The organism is Streptomyces sp. NPDC002838 (genome assembly GCF_040295365.1).
Lineage (GTDB): Bacteria > Actinomycetota > Actinomycetes > Streptomycetales > Streptomycetaceae > Streptomyces.
The window spans coordinates 45,289-66,736 of record NZ_JBEOVF010000005.1; the positions used below are offsets into that span (position 1 = coordinate 45,289).

A 21,448-nucleotide genomic window follows, 5' to 3' on the forward strand; every position below is an offset into this window, starting at 1 on the left:
CTGCGGTGCCGCGTCCCTGACATAGCCTCCTGACCATGACAGCTGACGTGTGGCTCCCCATCCCGCCGGACGAGATCGAAGGGCTCCCCGAGGGGCCGACCTACCGCTTCTGGGACGGCGCCGAGGACTTCCCCGCGGACCCGGCCGACTGCGCGTACTACGTCGTCCCCTACATGAAGCCCGTCGAGGTCGGACTGCGGCCCGTGCCCCGGATGAGTTCCGTGCAGGTCGTGCAGACCCTGTCGGCCGGCGTCGACAACGTGATGCCGGGGCTGAAGCACCTGCCCCCCGGCGTGCGGTTGTGCAACGCGCGCGGGGTGCACGAGGCGAGCACCGCCGAGCTCACGCTCACTCTCATCCTCGCCTCGCTGCGCGGCGTACCGGACTTCGTGCGCGCCCAGGACCGGGGGGAGTGGCGCGGCGGGTTCCGGCCCGCGCTGGCCGACAAGAGCGTCCTCATCGTGGGGTACGGGTCGATCGGATCAGCGATCGAGGACCGGCTCGTTCCGTTCGAGGTAGCGCGGGTGGCGCGCGTCGCGCGCTCCGCGCGCACCACGGCGCGCGGACCGGTGCGCCCACTCACCGAACTGCCCTCCCTGCTGCCGGAGGCGGACGTCGTCGTCCTCGTCACGCCCCTCACCGAGACCACCCGCCACCTGGTGAACGCCGACTTCCTCGCCCGCATGAAGGACGGCGCGCTGCTGGTCAACGTGGGTCGCGGGCCCGTCGTCGACGCCAAGGCCCTGCTCTCGGAACTGGAGACCGGTCGCATCACCGCCGCCCTCGACGTCACCGACCCCGAGCCGCTGCCCCCGGGGCACCCCCTGTGGCGAGCGCCGGGCGTGCTCGTCAGCCCGCACGTGGGAGGGCCGACGTCCGCGTTCCTGCCGCGCGCCAAGCGATTGCTGGTGGACCAGTTGAACCGTTTCGTGAACCGGGAGCCGCTGCGGAACGTGATCCTTACGACGAGTACGACAGATCTGGCACCAGACGGGGCAACAGACGTGTAATCCGTTTCGAGTACCGTCCGCGATCCTCCGGACGCGGTGGGTACTCATACATCAGTTGATCGTCACGGAGAGTAGAGAACCTATGTCCCTGAGTGACGAGACTGGTGTATCGTCCCGACAGGGGCTGCGCCGCGACCGTTCGGCGCCGGGGATGGACATTTCAGACTGTGAGGGGGGCGACGGGCGATGCACGGCCTATGGACGAACGATCCGACGCGGCGGCAGGGCCGCCGACGGCGACCCTGGCACACGGCCGCGCGCAGACGCGGTGACCACGCCGGCCACGACAGCAACCACGGCTGTCACGGCGACCCTCTGAGCCATCACCACAACAGCCATCACCACAACAGCCATCACCACCGCAGGCACAGCAGCCGCAGGAGGCATGCGCACCCAGCCCACCGGGACCCATGGGACCCGGGGGCGGCGCGGACCGGGAGGGACCGGTGAGTTCGCCCCCTTCTTCCACGACCACCCTCGACGGAGCGCTGCGGGCACAGCCTTCGCCGGGGGCGCCGCTGATCCGCCCGCCGGCCTCCGGCAGCGGGTCGAGCATGGTCCCCCAACTCGTCCTGGCCCTGGTGTGCGCGGGATACGCCGTCGGTTCCGCGCTCGGCTGGGGCTCGCAACAAGTCGCGCTGATCATGGGCGACTTCGGGCTGAGCGCCGCTGCCGGCGCCGCCGCCGTGTCCTGCTTCCTCTACGCGCGCAACCGCCGTGTCCGCTTTCGACCCGCCTGGCTGCTGTTCGGCCTCTCCTCGGCGATGGCGGCCCTCGGCAACCTGGTCTGGGGGTGGTACGAGGTGGTCCTCGGACGCCCCGTCCCCAGCCCCAGCTACGCCGACCTGTTCTTCCTGTGCTTCGCGCCGCCCGCGATCGTGGGACTGCTGGTGCTGGCCAAGCGCCCGGTGACGAAGGCGGGCTGGGTCTGCCTCGGCCTGGACGCCTGGCTGATCGGCGGCTCGCTGCTCACGCTGTCCTGGAGCCTCGCTCTCGCGCAGGCCGCGAAGTCCGAGGGATCGAGCGTGTCGCACACCGCGCTGTCGCTCGCCTATCCGCTGCTCGACATCGCCCTGGTCAGCATGGTGCTCGCACTGCACTTCAGGCGCTCGGCGGTCAACCGCACGGCGGTGAACACCGCGATCGGCGCACTCGCCCTGACCGTGATGTGCGACGCCCTGTTCACCTCGCCGCTGCTGCACCACACCTACCGCTCCGGCCAGCTGCTCGACGCGGGCTGGTTCGCCGGCTCGCTGCTGCTCGCCTACGCCCCCTGGGCCGCCCGGCCCGGGCAGGCACACACCGACCGGCACCCCAGGGACCGGCGCGGCAGCGAGGGACACACGCGCGTGGTGCACGAGCACCTGCCCGGACAGCGCACCGGCTCGCACCACCACCCGTCCCCGCAGCCCCCGCAGGGAGGTGATCACAGCCGGTATCCGGCCGCCAGGCCCATCGCCGGCTCCCTCGCCGCCCTCACGCCCTATCTCGCCGCCGCCGTCTGCACACTGGGGATCCTCTACAACGTCCTCAGCGGCCGCAGCGTCGACCGCGTGGTGCTCCTCACCGGCGGCACTGTCGTGCTCGCCCTCGTGGTGCGCCAGGGCATCATGCTGCTCGACAACATCACCCTCACCCAGGAACTGGCGCAGAAGGAGAACCACTTCCGCTCCCTGGTGCAGGGCTCCAGCGACGTCATCATGATCGCCGCACCCAACGGCATCCTCCGGTACGTCTCCCCGGCCGCCGCCGGGGTGTACGGACGCCCCGCGGAGGAGCTCGTGGGCACGGAACTGGCGGGTCTCATCCACCCCGAGGACCTTGGCTGCGTGGTGCACGAGGTGCGCCGTTTCCTCGCCGCCAGCCCGCTCGACGAACCCACCACGCGCATCGAGTGCCGTTTCCGTTCCGGCGACGGCGGCTGGCTCAACGTCGAGTCCACCGTCAACCGTCACCACGGCGGCCTCATCTTCAACAGCAGGGACGTGACCGAAAGAGTGCGCCTGCAGGCGCAGCTCCAGCACAACGCCGAGCACGACCCGCTGACCGACCTGCCCAACCGCGCCCTGTTCACCAAGCGCGTCCAGCAGGCCCTGTCCGGCCGCCGCTCCTCCGACCGGGGTACGGCCGTCCTCTTCATCGACCTCGACGGCTTCAAGGCCGTCAACGACACGATCGGCCACCAGGCCGGGGACGAGCTGCTCGTCCAGGCCGCCCGCAGACTCCAGGACGCGGTCCGGCACGGGGACACCGCCTCCCGGCTGGGCGGCGACGAGTTCGCGGCCCTGATCGTCGGAGACGGCACCCGTGACCGCACCGCCCGCGAGCGCCACATCCTGGAGCTCGCCGACCGCCTCAGGACGACGCTGTCGCAGCCGTACCTCATCGACGGCAACGATGTCCGGGTCAACGCCTCCATCGGCGTCGCCTTCGCCGAGCCCGGCCTGGGCGCGGGCGAGATCCTGCGCAACGCCGACCTCGCCATGTACCGCGCCAAGGCGGGCGGCAAGGGACGCGTCGAGCTGTACGCCCCCCAGATGCAGCAGGACGTCGTACGGAAGGCGGAGCTGGCCACGCGCCTGCGTGCCGCGCTGCACGACGGCGAGTTCACCCTGCTGCACCAGCCGGTGGTGTGCCTGGAGGACGGCCGGATCGCGTCGGTCACCGCCCAGGCGCGCTGGCGGTCCTCGCAAGGGGTGCTGTTCACGCCCGCCGAGTTCCTGCGCGTGGCCGAGGACAGTGACAAGACGGCCGAGCTGGGCCGCTGGATCCTGGAGGAGGCCGTCGAACAGGCCGCCGAGCGCGCGGCGACGGGGCTGTCCGTGCCCGTGGCCGTCCGGATGAGCGCCCGCCGGCTGCTGGACCGCTCGATGCCGCTCGGCTCCATCGAGGCCCTGCTGACCCGGCACAGCCTGCCCTCCGGGGCGCTGGTGATCGAGCTGTCCGACACCGACCCACGGGTCTGTCTGGACGAGCTGGAGCGTCGGCTGAGCGCGCTGCGCAGACTAGGCGTCCGGATCGCCCTCGACGGCTTCGGCAGCGGATACGCGGCGATCACGGCCCTGCGCAGGCTCCCCGTCGACGTCCTCAAGCTCGACCGCGGTCTGGTCGAGGGCGTCGTCGAGTCCGCGCGGCTGCACAAGATCACCAGCGGGCTGCTGCGCATCGCCGCCGATCTCGGGCTGCAGTCCGTGGCCGACGGCGTGGACCTGCCGGAGCAGGTCGTGGCGCTGCGCGCGATGGGCTGCACACACGGGCAGGGCATGGCGTTCTCCGCGCCACTGGACGAGTACCGGCTGCGTCGGGCGCTGCATTCCGGCCACTATCCGGTGCCGCACGGCCCCGCCGAGCCCGCGTTCGCGGGCGGCGTGAGAGAGCCGAAGGGACGTGTCGGTGTCGAGGGCGCGGGGGTGTACACCAGTGGAGTGACCGCTGTTCTCGGAGGCGGCAGCGCCCTCCGCTCACATAATGAGACTCCCGTCCCACCCACTTGACACGTGGTGCGTGCCGGGGAGAGGGTCTGTGCCATGCGCACCCGAATTCTCGTACTTGGAAAGCGCGTCGGCTGACGCTGGTGACGTCCGGACGGACCCGGAACTCCCAGCGACCCCACCCGGCGCGCTCCCCTCGCTTGCCTTATGGCACGAGGGGTTTTTTGTTGCACAGGCACCTGCCGTACAACAGTCGTACACCGCACAAACTTCGCGAAACCTCTCTGCAGAACCCACAGCATCGAGAAGAGAATGCCGATGACCGAGCAGGCCACCGGGGCCCATCACCCGCAGCCGCGGCCCCGATCCGGAGGACAGCAGTCCGCCCCCGAGCACGTCACGGGTGCGCAGTCCCTCATCCGCTCTCTCGAGGAGGTCGGGGCCGAGACGGTATTCGGCATTCCCGGTGGCGCGATCCTTCCGGCGTACGACCCGCTGATGGACTCCACCAAGGTGCGCCACGTCCTGGTCCGGCACGAGCAGGGCGCCGGCCACGCGGCGACCGGTTACGCGCAGGCCACCGGCAAGGTCGGCGTCTGCATGGCCACCTCCGGCCCGGGCGCAACCAACCTGGTCACGCCGATCGCCGACGCCCACATGGACTCCGTGCCGCTGGTCGCGATCACCGGCCAGGTCGCCTCCAAGGCGATCGGCACGGACGCCTTCCAGGAGGCGGACATCGTCGGCATCACCATGCCGATCACCAAGCACAACTTCCTGGTGACCAAGGCCGAGGACATCCCCCGGGTGATCGCGCAGGCGTTCCACATCGCCTCCACCGGCCGCCCCGGCCCGGTCCTGGTCGACATCGCCAAGGACGCCCTCCAGGCGCGGACGACCTTCTCCTGGCCGCCCACCATGGACCTGCCCGGCTACCGGCCCGTCACCAAGCCGCACGCCAAGCAGATCCGCGAGGCGGCCAAGCTGATCACGGCCGCCAAGCGGCCCGTCCTGTACGTCGGCGGCGGCGTCCTCAAGGCCCAGGCCACCGCCGAGCTGAAGGTCCTCGCGGAACTCACCCAGGCGCCCGTCACCACCACCCTGATGGCGCTGGGCGCATTCCCCGACAGCCACCCGCTGCACGTGGGAATGCCGGGCATGCACGGTTCGGTCACCGCCGTCACCGCGCTGCAGAAGGCCGACCTGATCGTCGCCCTCGGAGCCCGCTTCGACGACCGCGTCACCGGCAAGCTGGACAGCTTCGCCCCGTACGCCAAGATCGTCCACGCCGACATCGACCCGGCCGAGATCGGCAAGAACCGCGCCGCCGACGTGCCGATCGTCGGGGACGCCCGCGAGGTGATCGCCGACCTGGTCCAGGCCGTGCAGAAGGAGCACAGCGAGGGTCACCAGGGCGACTACAGCGCCTGGTGGAAGGACCTGTCCCGGTGGCGGGACACCTACCCGCTCGGCTACGACCAGCCCGGCGACGGCTCGCTGTCCCCCCAGCAGGTCATCGAGCGCATCGGGCAGCTCGCCCCCGAGGGCACGATCTTCGCGGCGGGCGTCGGCCAGCACCAGATGTGGGCGGCGCACTTCATCGAGTACGACAAGCCCGCCACCTGGCTGAATTCCGGCGGCGCCGGAACGATGGGGTACGCGGTTCCGGCCGCCATGGGCGCCAAGGCCGGCGCGCCGGACAAGGCCGTCTGGGCGATCGACGGCGACGGCTGCTTCCAGATGACCAATCAGGAACTGACCACCTGCGCCCTGAACAACATCCCGATCAAGGTCGCCATCATCAACAACGGCGCCCTCGGGATGGTCCGCCAGTGGCAGACCCTCTTCTACAACCAGCGGTACTCCAACACGGTGCTGCACTCCGGCCCCGAGGCCGACGGCAAGCAGCCGAGCGCCGGCACCCGCGTCCCCGACTTCGTGAAGCTGTCGGAGGCCATGGGCTGCTACGCGATCCGCTGCGAGGACCCGGCCGACCTCGACAAGGTCATCGAAGAGGCGAACTCGATCAACGACCGCCCGGTCGTCGTCGACTTCATCGTCCACGAGGACGCCATGGTCTGGCCGATGGTCGCCGCCGGCACCTCCAACGACGAGATCATGGCCGCCCGGGACGTCCGTCCCGACTTCGGCGACAACGAAGACGACTGAGCCAGGAAGAGCGAAGAGGAAGACCAGACATGTCCAAGCACACGCTCTCCGTCCTGGTGGAGAACAAGCCCGGCATCCTCGCCCGGATCGCCGCCCTGTTCTCCCGGCGCGGCTTCAACATCGACTCGCTCGCCGTCGGCGTGACCGAGCACCCCGACATCTCCCGCATCACCATCGTGGTGGGAGTGGAGGACCTGCCGCTGGAGCAGGTGACCAAGCAGCTCAACAAGCTCGTCAACGTGCTGAAGATCGTCGAGCTGGAGCCCGGTTCGGCCGTTCAGCGCGAACTCGTTCTGGTGAAGGTGCGCGCCGACAACGAGACGCGCTCCCAGATCGTCGAGATCGTCCAGCTGTTCCGCGCCAAGACCGTCGACGTCTCCCCGGAGGCCGTCACCATCGAGGCCACCGGCAGCAGCGACAAGCTGTCGGCCATGCTCAAGATGCTGGAGCCGTACGGCATCAAGGAGCTGGTCCAGTCCGGCACGATCGCGATCGGGCGCGGAGCGCGTTCGATCACGGACCGGTCGCTGCGCGCGCTGGACCGGTCGGCGTAAGCCTCCGAACGGGCGGTCGGCAGCGGCCGGCCGCCCGAATTACGAGACCCCGAGACTTCCCTTCCGCCCTCCGTCATACGGTGGGACGCAACACCTGCACACAAGGAGAGAACCCAAAGTGGCCGAGCTGTTCTACGACGCCGACGCCGACCTGTCCATCATCCAGGGCCGCAAGGTCGCGGTCATCGGTTACGGCAGCCAGGGCCACGCCCACGCGCTGTCGCTCCGTGACTCGGGTGTCGACGTGCGCGTCGGTCTGCACGAGGGCTCCAAGTCCAAGGCCAAGGCCGAGGAGCAGGGCCTGCGCGTGGTGACCCCGTCGGAGGCCGCCGCCGAGGCCGACGTCATCATGATCCTGGTCCCGGACCCGATCCAGGCCCAGGTCTACGAGGAGCACATCGCCCCGAACCTGAAGGACGGCGACGCGCTGTTCTTCGGCCACGGCCTGAACATCCGCTTCGGCTTCATCAAGCCCCCGGCCGGCGTCGACGTCTGCATGGTCGCCCCGAAGGGCCCGGGCCACCTGGTCCGCCGCCAGTACGAGGAGGGCCGCGGCGTTCCGTGTATCGCGGCTGTCGAGCAGGACGCGACGGGCAACGCCTTCGCGCTGGCGCTGTCGTACGCCAAGGGCATCGGTGGCACCCGCGCCGGCGTCATCAAGACGACCTTCACCGAGGAGACCGAGACCGACCTGTTCGGTGAGCAGGCCGTCCTCTGTGGCGGTACGGCCGCGCTGGTCAAGGCGGGCTTCGAGACGCTGACCGAGGCGGGCTACCAGCCGGAGATCGCCTACTTCGAGTGCCTGCACGAGCTGAAGCTGATCGTCGACCTCATGTACGAGGGCGGCCTGGAGAAGATGCGCTGGTCGATCTCCGAGACCGCCGAGTGGGGCGACTACGTCACCGGCCCGCGGATCATCACCGACGCCACCAAGGCCGAGATGAAGAAGATCCTCGCCGAGATCCAGGACGGCTCGTTCGCCCAGGCCTGGATGGACGAGTACCACGGCGGCCTGAAGAAGTACAACGAGTACAAGACGCAGGACTCCGAGCACCTGCTGGAAACCACCGGCAAGGAGCTGCGCAAGCTCATGAGCTGGGTCAACGACGAAGAAGCGTGAGGTCGAGGTCCGGCTGCGGCGCCTGATGACCCCGGTGCCGCAGCCGGACCTTCTCTCGTCCGGGTGATCCTTCCGCACAGGCGCGAGACGACACCTGCCACGCCACTACACTGCCGTACTAGATACGCGTCAGGCCCACAGCGTCGTGCGTCTTCCACGCGGCTAGCACCCCTCCACCGCATGCGGCCGTCGGGACGGCCGTCCGCATTGGACATGTGAGGACTCACGTGAGCTCGAAACCAGTCGTACTCATCGCTGAAGAGCTGTCGCCCGCCACCGTCGACGCGCTGGGGCCGGACTTCGAGATCCGGCACTGCAACGGAGCCGACCGGGCCGAACTGCTCCCCGCCATCGCCGAAGTCGACGCGATCCTGATCCGCTCGGCCACCAAGGTCGACGCCGAGGCGATCGCCGCCGCCCGCAAGCTGAAGGTCGTCGCACGAGCCGGCGTCGGCCTCGACAACGTAGACGTCTCCGCCGCCACCAAAGCCGGCGTCATGGTCGTCAACGCCCCCACCTCGAACATCGTGACCGCCGCCGAGCTGGCCTGCGGTCTCATCCTGGCCACCGCGCGCAACATCCCGCAGGCCAACGCCGCGCTGAAGAACGGCGAGTGGAAGCGGAGCAAGTACACGGGCGTCGAGCTCGCCGAGAAGACCCTCGGTGTCGTGGGTCTGGGGCGGATCGGCGCCCTCGTCGCACAGCGCATGTCCGCCTTCGGCATGAAGGTCGTCGCCTACGACCCCTATGTGCAGCCCGCGCGGGCCGCGCAGATGGGCGTGAAGGTGCTGTCGCTGGACGAGCTGCTCGAGGTCTCCGACTTCATCACCGTCCACCTGCCCAAGACCCCCGAGACCCTCGGCCTGATCGGCGACGAGGCGCTGCGCAAGGTCAAGCCGAGCGTGCGGGTCGTCAACGCCGCGCGTGGCGGGATCGTCGACGAGGAGGCGCTGTACTCGGCGCTGAAGGAGGGCCGGGTCGCCGGCGCCGGCCTCGACGTGTACGCGAAGGAGCCGTGCACGGACTCGCCGCTGTTCGAGTTCGACCAGGTGGTCAGCACTCCGCACCTCGGTGCCTCGACCGACGAGGCGCAGGAGAAGGCCGGTATCGCCGTCGCCAGGTCGGTGCGTCTGGCGCTCGCCGGTGAGCTGGTCCCGGACGCGGTGAACGTCCAGGGCGGTGTCATCGCCGAGGACGTCAAGCCGGGTCTGCCGCTCGCCGAGCGTCTCGGCCGGATCTTCACCGCGCTCGCCGGTGAGGTCGCCGTCCGCCTCGACGTCGAGGTGTACGGCGAGATCACCCAGCACGACGTGAAGGTGCTGGAGCTCAGCGCCCTCAAGGGTGTCTTCGAGGACGTCGTCGACGAGACGGTGTCGTACGTCAACGCCCCGCTGTTCGCGCAGGAGCGCGGCGTCGAGGTCCGGCTGACCACCAGCTCCGAGTCCGCCGACCACCGCAACGTCGTCACCGTGCGCGGCACGCTCGGCAGCGGCGAGGAGGTGTCGGTCTCCGGCACGCTGGCCGGCCCGAAGCACCTCCAGAAGATCGTCGCGGTCGGCGAGTACGACGTCGACCTCGCGCTCGCCGACCACATGGTCGTCCTGCGGTACGAGGACCGTCCCGGTGTCGTCGGCACCGTGGGCCGTATCTTCGGCGAGGCCGGCATCAACATCGCCGGCATGCAGGTGTCGCGGGCGATCGCCGGTGGCGAGGCGCTGGCCGTCCTGACCGTCGACGACACGGTGCCCGCCGGGGTGCTGACCGAGGTCGCCGAGGAGATCGGCGCGACGTCCGCTCGCGCGGTGAACCTGGTCTGACGCTTCACAGCGAAAGCCGGGTGGGCTTCGGCCCACCCGGCTTTTGTCATGCCGGTACCTTCTCCGGTTCCGCAGTCTCCTCCTGCCGCACCTTCACTCGCCGCAGCGTCACCGCCGCCAGCACCGCAGCTACCGCCAGTAGCACCGCCCCCGCGATCACCGCCGCGTGCATGCCGCTGGTGAAGGCCTCGCGGGCCGCCGTCGCCAGGGCGTCGCCCGCGCGGTCCGGGAGCTGCCGGGCCACGGCCAGCGCGCCCCCGAGCGTCTCGTCGGCCGGGTCCGGGGCCGACGACGGCATCTCGTGGCGGTAGATCGCCGTACCGACGGCGCCGAGCACCGCCATGCTCAGCGCGCCGCCGAACTCGGCGGCGGTCTCCAAAAGGGCCGAGGCCGAGCCTGCCCTCTCCACCGGGGCCGTGCCCAGGGCCAGGTCGGCCAGCTGGGACATCACCACGACGGCCCCGCAGGCCAGAGCGGCGCACGCGCCCAGCAGCAGCCACAGGGAGTCCGTGTCCGTGAGGACCAGCAGCCCGTAACCGCCCGCGGTGGTCAGGAAGCCACCGGCGACGACATGCGCCCGATGCACGCCCCGCCGCACGAGCTGGGATCCGGCCACTCCCGCGAAGCCGATGGGCACCGACGGCAGCAGGCTCCACAGCGCGGCCTCCAGGGCGCTCTTGTCGAGGACCGACAGGTATGTACTGCGCCGTGAAGTAGGCGGACCCGATCATCCCGAAGGCGGCGACGAGGTAGAGGCCGAGCGCCGGGGCGAAGCCGTGGCCACGGAACAGCGCCGGTGAGATCAGCGGGGACGCGATCGTGCGCTGGCGGTGGACGAAGAGCGCGGCGAAGAGCAGGCCCACGGTCACCGACAGCACATACCCCACGTTCCAGCCCTCGGACGGGATTTCCTTCAGGCCGTAGATCACGGGCAGCACGGCCGCCAGCGACAGAGGCACGCTCAGCAGGTCGAAGCGGCCGGGCTCGGGGTTCCTGGCCTCGGGCAGCAGGACCGGGCCGACGGCCAGGAGCAGCACCATCGCGGGCAGGCGCGGGCCCAGCGGGAGGCCGGGCGCGGGCTCGTTCCGCTGCTCATGGGCGGGCGCGAGGAGGACGTCTCCGACGAGACCGCGGACACCCTCGGCATGTTCTACGTGACCCTGATGACCGGTCTGATCGCGCAGTGGAACTTCGACCCGAAGACCGCGCCCGGCGCGGAGCAGCTCACCGAGGGACTGCGCCAGGTGATCGCAGGGGTCACGAAGGAGTGATCCGCCCGTTTCGCATCTCCAGGGCGCGGTCCGCGAAGTGCCGTACGACCGCCCGGTCGTGGCAGATGAACAGGTAGCCGAGGCCCAGCTCGTCCTGGAGGTCGGCGAGCAGGTTCAGCACACCGGCCCGCACCGACGGGTCCAGGGCCGACACCGGTTCGTCGAGGACGAGCAGGCGCGGATCGGAGGCCAACGCCCGGGCGATTCCGGCGCGTTGGCACTGGCCACCGGAGAGCTCGTGCGGGTGGCGGTCCCCGTACGACGGGTCGAGGCCGACGCGGTCGAGGAGTTCGGCCACGCGGGCGGGGCCCTCTTCCGTGCTCCAGCGGCCCTGGACCTTCAGCGGTTCCGCCACCGCGTCGCGAATACGGTGGCGGGGGCTGAGGGAGCCGTAGGGGTCCTGGAAGACGGGCTGCATGCGCGGGCGGAGAGGACGGAGTTCGCGTTCGGCCAGGGTCGTCAACTCGGTTCCCTCGAAGCGGACTTCGCCGTCGTCCGGGCGGCGCAGTTGCAGGACCGCCAGCGAGGTGGAGGACTTGCCGCAGCCGGAGGGGCCGTTGAGGGCGAGGGTCTCGCCGGCCTCCAGGGCGAAGGAGACGTGGTCCACCGCAGTGACCGGGCCGTAGCGGACGACGAGGTCGCGGACGTCGAGCAGTGCGTGACTCATGCGGGCTGCCTCACCTGGAACAACTCGACGGCGGGGTCCGGGACTTCCTCCCAGCGGTGGCAGGACACCAGCCGCCCGTCCGCCCGCCGCGGCTCCGGCTCGGCCTGGTGACAGGCGTCCGCCGCGAGCGGGCAGCGCGGGGCGAACGAGCAGCCCGGCGGGAGCGCGCCCGGGGCGGGCGGGGTGCCGGGGAGGGTGGGCAGGCGACGGCCGCGCGCGTGCTCCGGGAGCGAGGCCAGCAGGCCCGCCGTGTAGGGGGCCAGGGGGCGGGTCAACACCTCGTCCGCCGAGCCGAGTTCGGTCAGACGTCCGGCGTACATGACGAGTGCGCGGTCCGCGTGCTGCCGTACGACGTCCAGGTCGTGCGTGACCAGGACGAGCGCGGCGCCGACCGCCTCCCGCTGCTCGCCGAGGACGCGCAGCACCTGGTCGCGGCGCTCCTCGTCGAGGGCGGTGGTCGGCTCGTCGGCGACCAGGACGTCGGGTTCGTTGATCGTCGCCATCGCGATGACCGCCCGCTGCCGCATGCCGCCGGAGAACTCGTGCGGATACGCCCGCGCCTTGCGTACGGCGTCCGGGATGCCGACGCGATCGAGCGCCGCCACCGCCCGGGCCCGCGCCTCCTTGCGGGAGAGGCCGGCCACCGACCGTACGGCGGCGGCGAGCTGGTCGCCCACGGGGTGCACGGGGGAGAGGGCGGACAGGGCGTCCTGGGGAACCAGGGCGATCCGGCGGCCGCGCTGGGCGGCGAGGTCCGGATCACCGAGGAGCCGGACGTCCCCGGTCGTCGTCGCGTCCCGCGGCAGCATGCCCAGCAGCGCGCGGGCCGTGAGGGACTTGCCCGCGCCCGACTCGCCGACGATCGCGAGGACTTCGCGCGGACGTACGTCGAAGGACAGACCGCGCACGGCCTCGACGCCGTCGAAGGCGATACGGAGATCGCGTACCGAGAGCAACACCTCAGACCCCAACGGGGGCCTCCTTCCCGACCTGAGCGGCCTTCCTGACCCGCGTGACCCTCCGGCCCTGCGCGTACGCCGCCCCCGACACCGCCAGCCCCGCCAGCAGAGCCAGTGCCACCGCCGGGGCGAGGGCCGCCCACGGGGCGCGTTCCACATAGGCGCGGGACTCGTCGAGCAGCAGGCCCCACTCGGGGGCGGGCGGCTGGGCACCCAGCCCGAGGAAGCCGAGGGAGGCCAGGGCGAGGGCGATGCCGGGCAGGCGGAGGAGGGCGTGCCGGGCGACGGGCGCGGCCACCGAAGGGAGCACATGCCTGGTGAGGATCCACCACGGCGGTGCGCCGATGGCCCGTTGGGCGGTCAGGAACGCCGACGCCCGCACCTCCTGCACCAGCGCCGCCGCGTGCGCGGACAGCGCGGGCCAGGACAGCAGGGTGACCGCGAGGGCGGCGCCGCCGGTGCCGGGTCCCACGACCGCCGCGACCAGGATGCCGACGATCACCGGGGGCAGGGCGTTGGCGATGTCGGCGGCCCCGGCGGCCACGCCCGGCAGGAAGCCCAGCGTCAGGGCGATCAACAGTCCGAGCAGACAGACGGCCGCCGCCGTGCCGACGGTCGAGGCGGCCCCGTGGCCGAGACGGGCGAGCACGTCCCGGCCGAGGCCGTCCGTGCCGAGCGGGTGCGACCAGGAGGGCGCGGCCAGGCGGGCCACGGTGTCCACCGTGTACGGATCGCGTGCCAGACCCCACCCAATGGCCGCGGTGAGCACTGTGAGCAGCGCCAACGGGACCGCCGGGTGTGTACGGACCGGGCGGACCGGCGGCAGCGACAACTCGGCGTCCCGCAGGGCCGGGCCCAGCAGCCGACGGCGTACGAGAGCCGCCACGGCGCCCGTGACCAGGCCGAGCAGCAGCAGGGCGAGGACCGCGCCCTGGAGCAGCGGCAGGTCCTGCGACTTGGCCGCGCCGAGTGCCGTACGCCCGATGCCGGGCACCGCGAACACCGTCTCCACCGGGACCGCGCCACCGGTCAGTCCGACGGCGACCATCCCGAACTGCGGCACCAGCGGCGGCAGTACGCGCTTCAGGGCGGCCACCGAGATGGTCCTACGGCTGACTCCGGCACCCCGCCACAGCTCCACCCACCGTTCGTCCAGCACGGCCGGCAGCGCGTCCGCGACCAGCCGCCCGAGCAGTCCGCCGGCCGGAACGCCGAGGGCGAGCGCGGGCAGGATCATGTACTGCGGGCCCTGCCAGCCGGACGTCGGCAGCCACCCCAGCCACACTCCGCACACCAGCAGCGCGACGGTGGCCAGCAGGAACTCGGGCACAGCCGCCAGCATCGCGGCCCATGCCCCGGCCGACGCGCGCCCCCGCACCAGCACCGGCACGACCAGCACGCACGCCAGCAGCAGGGCCACGCCGAAGGCGGCGCCCATCAGCCCCAGCGACACCTGGAGCCCGGAGACGACGGACGGCAGGACGTCGGTGCCGGAGACCCAGGACGTGCCGAGGTCCCCGCGCAGCAGGTCCGAGGCCCAACTCCCCAGCAGGGAAAAGGGCCCCGCGTCCAGCCCGAGATCCCTTCTTACGGCGTCCAGGGCCTCCTTCGTCGGCTCCTGTTCGGCGGAGCGGGCCCGCAGGACCGTCAGCGCGGGGTCCTTGCCGGAGAGCCAGGGCAGCAGACCTACGGCGGCCAGGACCGCGACGAGGCACAGGGCCCGGGTGACCCCGGCCGCGGTCACCAACCCCTTTGTACGGAGCCTCACTTGATGCGGGTGTCCGCCGTGACCAGCTCCCGCTCGCGCGGGTCGTGGGCGGCGTCGACGACTGAGGCGGCGTCGCCCTGGATCACACGCTCGTGGAGCATCGGCACGGCCGCGTCGGTGGCGAGGACGGCGGCCTCGGCCGCGATGACGGCTGCCCGGCGCGGATCACCGGTCTTCGTCCCGCCGGCCTTCTGGAGGGCCTTGTCCACCTCTGTGTCCGCGAGCTGGGAGATGTTGAAGGAGCCGTCGGAGCCGAAGTCGCTGTAGAGGTAGGCGGCCGGGTCGCCGGAGTCGAGGACGGTGGCCCGGGACAGGATGAACGCGTCGAACTCGCCCGCCAGCGCGTCGGATTCGATGTTGGCGTACTCGCGGACGTCCAGCTTCACCTTGAAGCCGGCCTTCTGGAGCTGCTGTTGCAGCGTGGCCGCGACCTCGGGCAGTTCGGCGCGATCGGTGAAGGTGCCGATGGTGATGCTCTGGCCGTTCGCCTTCTTCGCCGCGGCCCGCTTGACGGGCGTGCGCAGCTCGGCAGCCCAGGGGAGCGCGGGCCCGAGCAGCCCTGCCGCCACATCGGCGCGCCCCTCGTACACGCCCTCGACGATCGACTTGGCGTCGACGGCCTCCCGGGCCGCAGCCCGCAGCGAGGCGTCCTTGAAGACGCCCTTCTCGGTGTTGAGGTACAGGGTGTTGGTGCGCGGCATCGGGACCTCGGTGATCAGGTCCTCGTCGAGCAGCGCGGCCTGCGAGACCGGGACCGCCTCGACGATGTCGGCCTCGCCACTACGGAGGGCGGCGGCACGGGCGGTCCCGTCCGGCACGAACTTGACGTCGATGCCGGGGGCCTTGGCCTTGCTGCCCCAGTAGGCGTCGTAGCGGTCGAGGGCGGCGGAGGAAGTGCCGTTGACCTTGGTGAGCTCGAAGGGGCCGGTGCCCGCGCCGACGGGGTTGACCGTCTTCCCCGTGTAGGCCTTCGCGGCGAGGATCGACAGCTGGGGAGAGCTGAGCCGCTGCGGGACGAGGGGATCCTCGGTGCCGGTGGTGACGACGACGGTGTCGGCGTCCTGGGCCTTCGCCGTCAGCTCGACGCCGTCGAGGATGCGGGGCTTGGGGGCGGCGGTGGCGGCCTTGGTGAGGGAGTTGACGACTGTCTCGGCGGTGAGCTTCGTGCCGTCGTGGAAGGTGACGCCGTCACGTATCTCGAACGTCCAACTCCGCCCGGACTGCGTCCACTTGGTGGCGAGCGACGGTTTGGCATCACCGTCGGCGTTCAGCTTCACCAGGGTCTCGGCCGTCGACCAGCGCGACAGCTTGAACGCGTCGTCGGACAGCGGGGACAGTCCGGAGCGCGGGGGCTGCATCATCGCGACACGGATGCGCTTGCCGCCTCCTTCGGCGTCCGTGGCCGACTCCGCACCGGAGAAACAGCCGGTGAGCAGGGCGGAGGCCGCGGTGACCGCGGTGAGGGGGAGAAGACGGGCGGGGACGCGCACGGGACACTCCGGGTAATGGCATGGTCAAAAGTTGAGCGTGCGACGACCGTAGCATGATGACAATCGTTTTCAGAAGCTTGTCTTGATCACGTCGATACAGGTCTTGATCACACCTGGCCAGTCGCTACCGAGGTGCCCTCGGGGGAGGAGGGCGCGCGGGTGGCAAGTGGGGCGTTGCGGTGGTGGCGAGGCCTGACGGGGGTCTTGGTCGCGGTGACCGTGGTGGCGGTGTGCGTCGGGGCGCATGTGCTGTGGGTGGACGCCGCCGGGCAGAGCTTCGTAGGGCAGTTGAGTCCGGCCCCGGACGAGGGTGACACCTGGTCCTGGTGGTTGACACCACCCCGGCAACGCCGAGCCGTACCGGATTTCTGCCGTGCCCGTTCCCGCGCCCCGCACAGCGCTAGCGTTGGCTCCCATGATCGTATGGCTCAACGGCACCCACGGCGCGGGCAAGACGACGACCAGCGCACTCGTGCAGCAGCTGATCCCGGATTCACGGGTCCTCGACGCCGAGAAGGTCGGCGAGACACTCATGGACATCACGCCAGGGCTGCCCGGGACGGACAATTTCCAGCACTGGCCGCCGTGGCGGCCGCTGGTGGTCGAGACCGCCCGCCGCGTACTCGACTACACCGGCGGCACTCTGGTGATGCCCATGACTGTCCTGGTCGAGCAGTACTGGCGCGAGATCAGCACGGGCCTCGCCCAACATGCCATTCCGGTACGGCACTTCGTCCTCCACGCTGACCAAGACACCCTCCGCGGACGCATCGAGGGGGACACTGTTCTTGGCCCCTCCCCATTCCGTCTCAAATACCTCGAGCCCTACGCCGAGGCGGCCCGCACGTGGCTGCACGCCGAGGCCGAGGTCGTCGACACCACGCACCTCACGCCCGCCCAGGCCGCCCTGCAGATCGCAGAGGCCGTCAAGAGCTGAGGTCCGCCCGCCCGCCACGCGAAAACGGAGGACGGTCGCCCACGCGGAGAAGGCCAAAAGAGCCCCGACAAGGACGAAGTCGCGGATCCTGGGATGGCTACAGCCGCGCCCCCTTCAACACCATGTGCAACAGCAGCCGGTCCTCCCCGTCGTCCAGGTCGAGCCCCGTGAGCTGCTCGACGCGGGAGAGGCGGTAGTAGAGGGTCTGGCGGTGGATGCCCAGCTCGGCGGCCGTGCGGCCCGCCTGGCCCGCACAGTCGAGGTAGACCTCGGCGGTGCGGGCGAGTTCGCGGTGGGTGGGGGAGAGGAGCGTGCGGACGGCGGGGTCGTGGGTCGCCTCCGGGGGCAGGGCGGTCAGCAGGCGGTACGGGCCGATGGACGCCCAGTCGGCGATCGGGCCGAGGTGCGGCTCCGCCAGCGCCGCCCGGGCCGCCGCCGATGCCTCCAGCCAGGCGGCGCCCAACTCGGCGAGGCCGGTGCGCGCGGCGGCGATCCCGGCGGCGGATCTGCCGACGTCGCCGCCGCGCGTCGCCGCGGACTCGGTGGCCGGACCCCGCGTGTCCCCGCCGGCCGGGCCATCGCTCGTCCCCGCGCTCGTGGCCGGACCTCGTCTGCCCACGCCGCCCGGGCCGCCGCCCGTCCTGGCACTCGCCCCTTTCCCGCCCACACCCACCCGCTCCAACAACCGCCCCGCCGCCGAAGCCGCCGGAGTCAGCACATCCGCCGAACGCAGCCGCATCAGCAGGGCGAGGCAGTGGCCCGACGCCCCCCACGGCACCGTGCACAGCGCCGTCGCCCCCGGCACCGTACGGACCGAAGGGGCGTCGTCCGGGTCGGCCGAGGGCCAGGGGGCCACGCACACCACCGTGTGCAGGGTGTCGGCGCGCGGGCCGAGGGCCGTGCGGAGTTCGGCGACCGCCATGTCGCGCTGCCAGCCGGGGTCGGCGGTGAGGACCGCCCGCAGTTCCCGGGTCAGGTCCGCCCCGTGCTGAGCCTCGTCCGCGAGCAGGGCGCCGATGCGGGACGTCACCTCCATGGCCCCCGCCAGCTGCCGCTCGGTGGGGCCCGGGGCGTAGTCCAGCAGCCAGACGTAACCGAGGACCACACCCCGATGGCGTACGGGCAGACAGATCCGTCCGCGGTACACCCCCGCCTCCGGGGTCGGCGGGATGCGGACCGGCCCTGTCGCCCGTGTGATGCCGAAGCCCTCGAACCACTTGCGGACCGCGGCCGTCGAGCGGCGGGTGAGGATCGAGCGGGTCCGGACAGGGTCCAGCGCCGACGCGTCGAGCTCGCCCTCGCTGTCGTACGCGCCGAAGGCGATCAGCTCGAAGTCCCGGTTCTCCAGCGTCGCCGGCGCGCCCAGCAGCTCCGAGATCTCGTCGACCAGGTCCTGGTAGTCGCCCTTGTGGTCCTTGTGGGGGTCCTTGTAATCAGGCGTCACCCGGGCATTGTCCCGCATTTCCGCTAGCTCTTCATACATCTGTCTGAGATCTGCGGCACGGATGCGTGACAGCTGTCGATGGCCGACGATCGGAGGGATCCTTAGGTTTCACGGTGGTTCTCCGTGCCGTACCCGAAGCGCCACATGCGCGGGTTACGGCCCACTACGGCCTGTGGAGGTGCCCCGTGCTGGGTCCCGTGATTCTCGCCGCGTCGCGCAGCGACCGGATCCGACGCCTGATCTCGGCGGCACCCGTGACCAAGCAGGTGGTCGACCGATTCATCCCCGGCGAGACCGTCGACGACATCGTGCCGATCGTCCAGGAGCTGACGGGCAAGGGCCTGGAGCTGACGATGGACGTCGTCGGGGAGGACATCACCAATCCCGCGCAGGCCGCCGCCGCCCGGGACGCCTACCTGGGGCTCATCGACCGGCTCGAGCCGCTGGGGCTGGGCACCCGCGCCGAGATGTCCGTGAAGCTGTCGATGTTCGGTCAGGCGCTGGAGGACGGCCACGAGCTGGCGTTCAAGAACGTCCGCCCGGTCGTCGAGGCCGCCGCCGCCATCGGTACGACGGTCACGCTCGACGCGGAGGACCACACCACCCTCGACTCGATGTTCGAAATCCACGAGGAGCTGCGGAAGGACTTCCCGGAGACCGGCTGCGTCATCCAGTCCTACCTCTTCCGCACCGAGGCCGACGCCCGCCGCCTCGCCGCGAACGGCAGCCGAGTACGGTTGGTGAAGGGGGCGTACAAAGAGCCCGCCGAGGTCGCCCACCAGCACAAACACGACATCGACAAGGCGTACGTCCGGATCCTGAGGACCCTGATGGACGGCCAGGGGTACCCGATGATCGGGTCCCACGACCCGCGCCTGATCTCCATCGCCCAGGAACTCGCCCACCGCGCCGGGCGCAAGCTCGACGAGTACGAGTTCCAGATGCTGTACGGGATCAGGAGCGACGAGCACCTGCGGCTGGCCGCCGAGGGCCACCGCATGCGCGTGTACACCGCCTTCGGCACCGACTGGTACGGCTACTTCATGCGGCGCCTCGCGGAGAAGCCCGCCAACCTGCGGTTCTTCGCACGCAGCATGATCACAAAGGGCTGAGCCCACACCGCTCGAGAACACCGCTCAGTTAAGGAGTTACGGAACCCATGGACGCTGTGACCCAGGTCCCCACCCCCGTCAACGAGCCGGTGCACGGCTACGCCCCCGGCTCGCCCGAGCGGGCCCGGCTGGAGGCCAAGCTCAAGGAACTGGCCGAGAACCCGATCGACCTGCCCTGCACCATCGGCGGTCAGAAGCGGATGGGCGGCGGCGAGCGTTTCGACGTCGTACAGCCGCACAACCACAAGACCCGTCTCGGAACGTACGGCAACGCCACCCAGCAGGACGCCCAGGACGCGATCAACGCGGCCCTCGCCGTCTCGGCGGCCTGGCGTGCGATGTCCTTCGACGACCGCGCCGCGATCTTCCTGCGCGCCGCCGACCTGCTGGCCGGCCCGTGGCGCGAGACGCTCGCCGCCTCCACCATGCTGGGTCAGTCGAAGACGGCTCAGCAGGCCGAGATCGACACCCCCTGCGAGCTGATCGACTTCTGGCGCTTCAACGTCAAGTACGCCCGTGACCTGCTCGCCGAGCAGCCCCCGGCCAACTCCCCGGGCGTCTGGAACCGCCTCGACCACCGCCCGCTGGAGGGCTTCGTCTACGCGATCACGCCGTTCAACTTCACGGCGATCGCGGGCAACCTGCCGACGGCTCCGGCCCTGATGGGCAACGTGGTGGTGTGGAAGCCGAGCCCGACCCAGACCCACGCCGCGGTCCTCCTCATGCAGCTGCTGGAGGAGGCCGGCCTGCCCAAGGGCGTCATCAACCTGCTGACCGGTGACGGCATCGAGGTCTCCCAGGTCGCCCTGGAGCACCGTGACCTCGCCGGCATCCACTTCACCGGCTCGACCAAGACCTTCCAGTACCTGTGGAAGACGGTCGGCAACAACATCGAGAAGTACCGCACGTACCCCCGGATGGTCGGCGAGACCGGCGGCAAGGACTTCGTCGTCGCCCACCCGAGCGCCGACCGCGCGGTGCTGAAGACGGCTCTGACCCGGGGTGCCTTCGAGTACCAGGGCCAGAAGTGTTCGGCGACCTCCCGGGCGTACATCCCGGCGTCGATCTGGAACTCCGGCTTCAAGGAGGAGTTCGCGGCCGAGGTCGACGGCATCCCGATGGGCGACGTCACCGACCTGTCGAACTTCATCGGCGCCGTGATCGACGAGCGCGCCTTCGCCAAGAACAAGGCGGCCATCGACCGCGCGAAGTCCGACCCGTCCTGCACGGTCGTCGCGGGCGGCACGTACGACGACTCGGTGGGCTACTTCGTCCGCCCGACCGTCGTCGAGTGCGACGACCCGGCCAACGAGGTCTTCACCACCGAGTACTTCGGCCCGTTCCTCGCCGTGCACGTCTACGAGGACGACAAGTACGAGGACATGCTGACGCAGATGGAGTCGGTGACCGACTACGCGCTCACCGGCTCGGTCATCGCCGGCGACCGCTCGGCGGCGGCACGCACGATGCACAAGCTCCGCTACGCGGCCGGCAACTTCTACATCAACGACAAGTCGACCGGCGCCGTCGTCGGCCAGCAGCCCTTCGGCGGCGGCCGCGCCTCCGGCACCAACGACAAGGCCGGCGCCCCGCAGAACCTGATGCGCTGGACGCTGACCCGCTCCATCAAGGAGACGCTGGTCCCGCCGACCGACTACCCGTACCCGCACATGGGCTGAGATCCCCGCATCCAGGACAG

The 21,448-nt window shown here is 70.8% G+C and carries 14 protein-coding genes and 2 pseudogenes; 10 read left to right on the forward strand and 6 right to left on the reverse strand.

The window, feature by feature from the left end; all coding sequences use genetic code 11:
• The first annotated feature begins 35 nt into the window (after positions 1–35).
• The 6 genes from ABT063_RS08820 (at position 36) to serA (ending at position 10,101) form a co-directional block, all read left to right on the forward strand.
• Complete coding sequence (locus ABT063_RS08820) at positions 36–1,010, forward strand: 2-hydroxyacid dehydrogenase (RefSeq protein ID WP_351056509.1); 975 nt, start codon at positions 36–38, stop codon at positions 1,008–1,010.
• A gap of 446 nt (positions 1,011–1,456) precedes the next feature.
• Positions 1,457–4,504 carry a putative bifunctional diguanylate cyclase/phosphodiesterase gene (locus ABT063_RS08825; protein WP_351056510.1) on the forward strand — a complete coding sequence of 1,016 codons (3,048 nt, stop codon included), beginning with the start codon at positions 1,457–1,459 and terminating at the stop codon, positions 4,502–4,504.
• Positions 4,505–4,753: 249 nt separating this feature from the next.
• Complete coding sequence (locus ABT063_RS08830; protein WP_351056511.1) at positions 4,754–6,610, forward strand: acetolactate synthase large subunit; 1,857 nt, start codon at positions 4,754–4,756, stop codon at positions 6,608–6,610.
• Between the two features lie 29 nt (positions 6,611–6,639).
• Positions 6,640–7,164, forward strand: coding sequence for an acetolactate synthase small subunit (gene ilvN, locus ABT063_RS08835; protein WP_095752129.1), 525 nt, complete (start codon positions 6,640–6,642; stop codon positions 7,162–7,164).
• Positions 7,165–7,282: 118 nt separating this feature from the next.
• Positions 7,283–8,284, forward strand: coding sequence for a ketol-acid reductoisomerase (gene ilvC / locus ABT063_RS08840; protein ID WP_095752130.1), 1,002 nt, complete (start codon positions 7,283–7,285; stop codon positions 8,282–8,284).
• Positions 8,285–8,511: 227 nt separating this feature from the next.
• Positions 8,512–10,101 (forward strand): phosphoglycerate dehydrogenase, encoded by a 1,590-nt coding sequence (gene serA / locus ABT063_RS08845; protein WP_351056512.1) that lies wholly within the window; start codon positions 8,512–8,514, stop codon positions 10,099–10,101.
• 46 nt (positions 10,102–10,147) lie between these two features.
• Here the strand turns inward: serA and ABT063_RS08850 are convergent.
• Positions 10,148–11,150: pseudogene (locus tag ABT063_RS08850) on the reverse strand (MFS transporter); the annotation flags it as partial.
• Positions 11,151–11,153: 3 nt separating this feature from the next.
• Here ABT063_RS08850 and ABT063_RS08855 point away from each other — a divergent pair.
• A pseudogene (locus tag ABT063_RS08855) lies at positions 11,154–11,372 on the forward strand (TetR/AcrR family transcriptional regulator); the annotation flags it as partial.
• Here ABT063_RS08855 and ABT063_RS08860 read toward each other — a convergent pair.
• From ABT063_RS08860 to ABT063_RS08875, 4 genes are read right to left on the reverse strand one after another with little or no spacing between them, the layout of a single operon-like run.
• Positions 11,359–12,039, reverse strand: coding sequence for an ATP-binding cassette domain-containing protein (locus tag ABT063_RS08860; protein ID WP_351056513.1), 681 nt, complete (start codon positions 12,037–12,039; stop codon positions 11,359–11,361). The pseudogene ABT063_RS08855 and the gene ABT063_RS08860 overlap by 14 nt on opposite strands.
• The gene (locus ABT063_RS08865) at positions 12,036–13,010 is read right to left on the reverse strand and encodes an ABC transporter ATP-binding protein (RefSeq protein ID WP_351056514.1); all 975 of its coding nucleotides are present in this window, start codon (positions 13,008–13,010) and stop codon (positions 12,036–12,038) included. Before ABT063_RS08865 ends, ABT063_RS08860 begins: the two co-directional genes overlap by 4 nt.
• Positions 13,000–14,742 (reverse strand): ABC transporter permease subunit, encoded by a 1,743-nt coding sequence (locus ABT063_RS08870; protein ID WP_502990785.1) that lies wholly within the window; start codon positions 14,740–14,742, stop codon positions 13,000–13,002. Before ABT063_RS08870 ends, ABT063_RS08865 begins: the two co-directional genes overlap by 11 nt.
• Before the next feature lie 20 nt (positions 14,743–14,762).
• Entirely contained in the window at positions 14,763–16,256 is a 1,494-nt protein-coding gene (locus tag ABT063_RS08875; protein ID WP_351056516.1) for an ABC transporter substrate-binding protein, read from the reverse strand.
• A gap of 415 nt (positions 16,257–16,671) precedes the next feature.
• Here ABT063_RS08875 and ABT063_RS08880 point away from each other — a divergent pair, with 415 nt between their 5' ends.
• Positions 16,672–17,193 carry an AAA family ATPase gene (locus ABT063_RS08880; RefSeq protein ID WP_351056517.1) on the forward strand — a complete coding sequence of 174 codons (522 nt, stop codon included), beginning with the start codon at positions 16,672–16,674 and terminating at the stop codon, positions 17,191–17,193.
• 97 nt (positions 17,194–17,290) lie between these two features.
• Here ABT063_RS08880 and ABT063_RS08885 read toward each other — a convergent pair whose 3' ends face one another.
• Positions 17,291–18,655 (reverse strand): PucR family transcriptional regulator, encoded by a 1,365-nt coding sequence (locus ABT063_RS08885; protein ID WP_351056518.1) that lies wholly within the window; start codon positions 18,653–18,655, stop codon positions 17,291–17,293.
• A 167-nt stretch (positions 18,656–18,822) separates the two neighbouring features.
• Between ABT063_RS08885 and ABT063_RS08890 the strand changes: the two genes are divergently transcribed.
• On the forward strand, positions 18,823–19,749 hold the full coding sequence (locus ABT063_RS08890; RefSeq protein WP_351056519.1) for a proline dehydrogenase family protein: 927 nt from the start codon (positions 18,823–18,825) through the stop codon (positions 19,747–19,749).
• 47 nt (positions 19,750–19,796) lie between these two features.
• Positions 19,797–21,428 (forward strand): L-glutamate gamma-semialdehyde dehydrogenase, encoded by a 1,632-nt coding sequence (gene pruA, locus ABT063_RS08895; protein WP_351056520.1) that lies wholly within the window; start codon positions 19,797–19,799, stop codon positions 21,426–21,428.
• Positions 21,429–21,448: the final 20 nt, after the last annotated feature.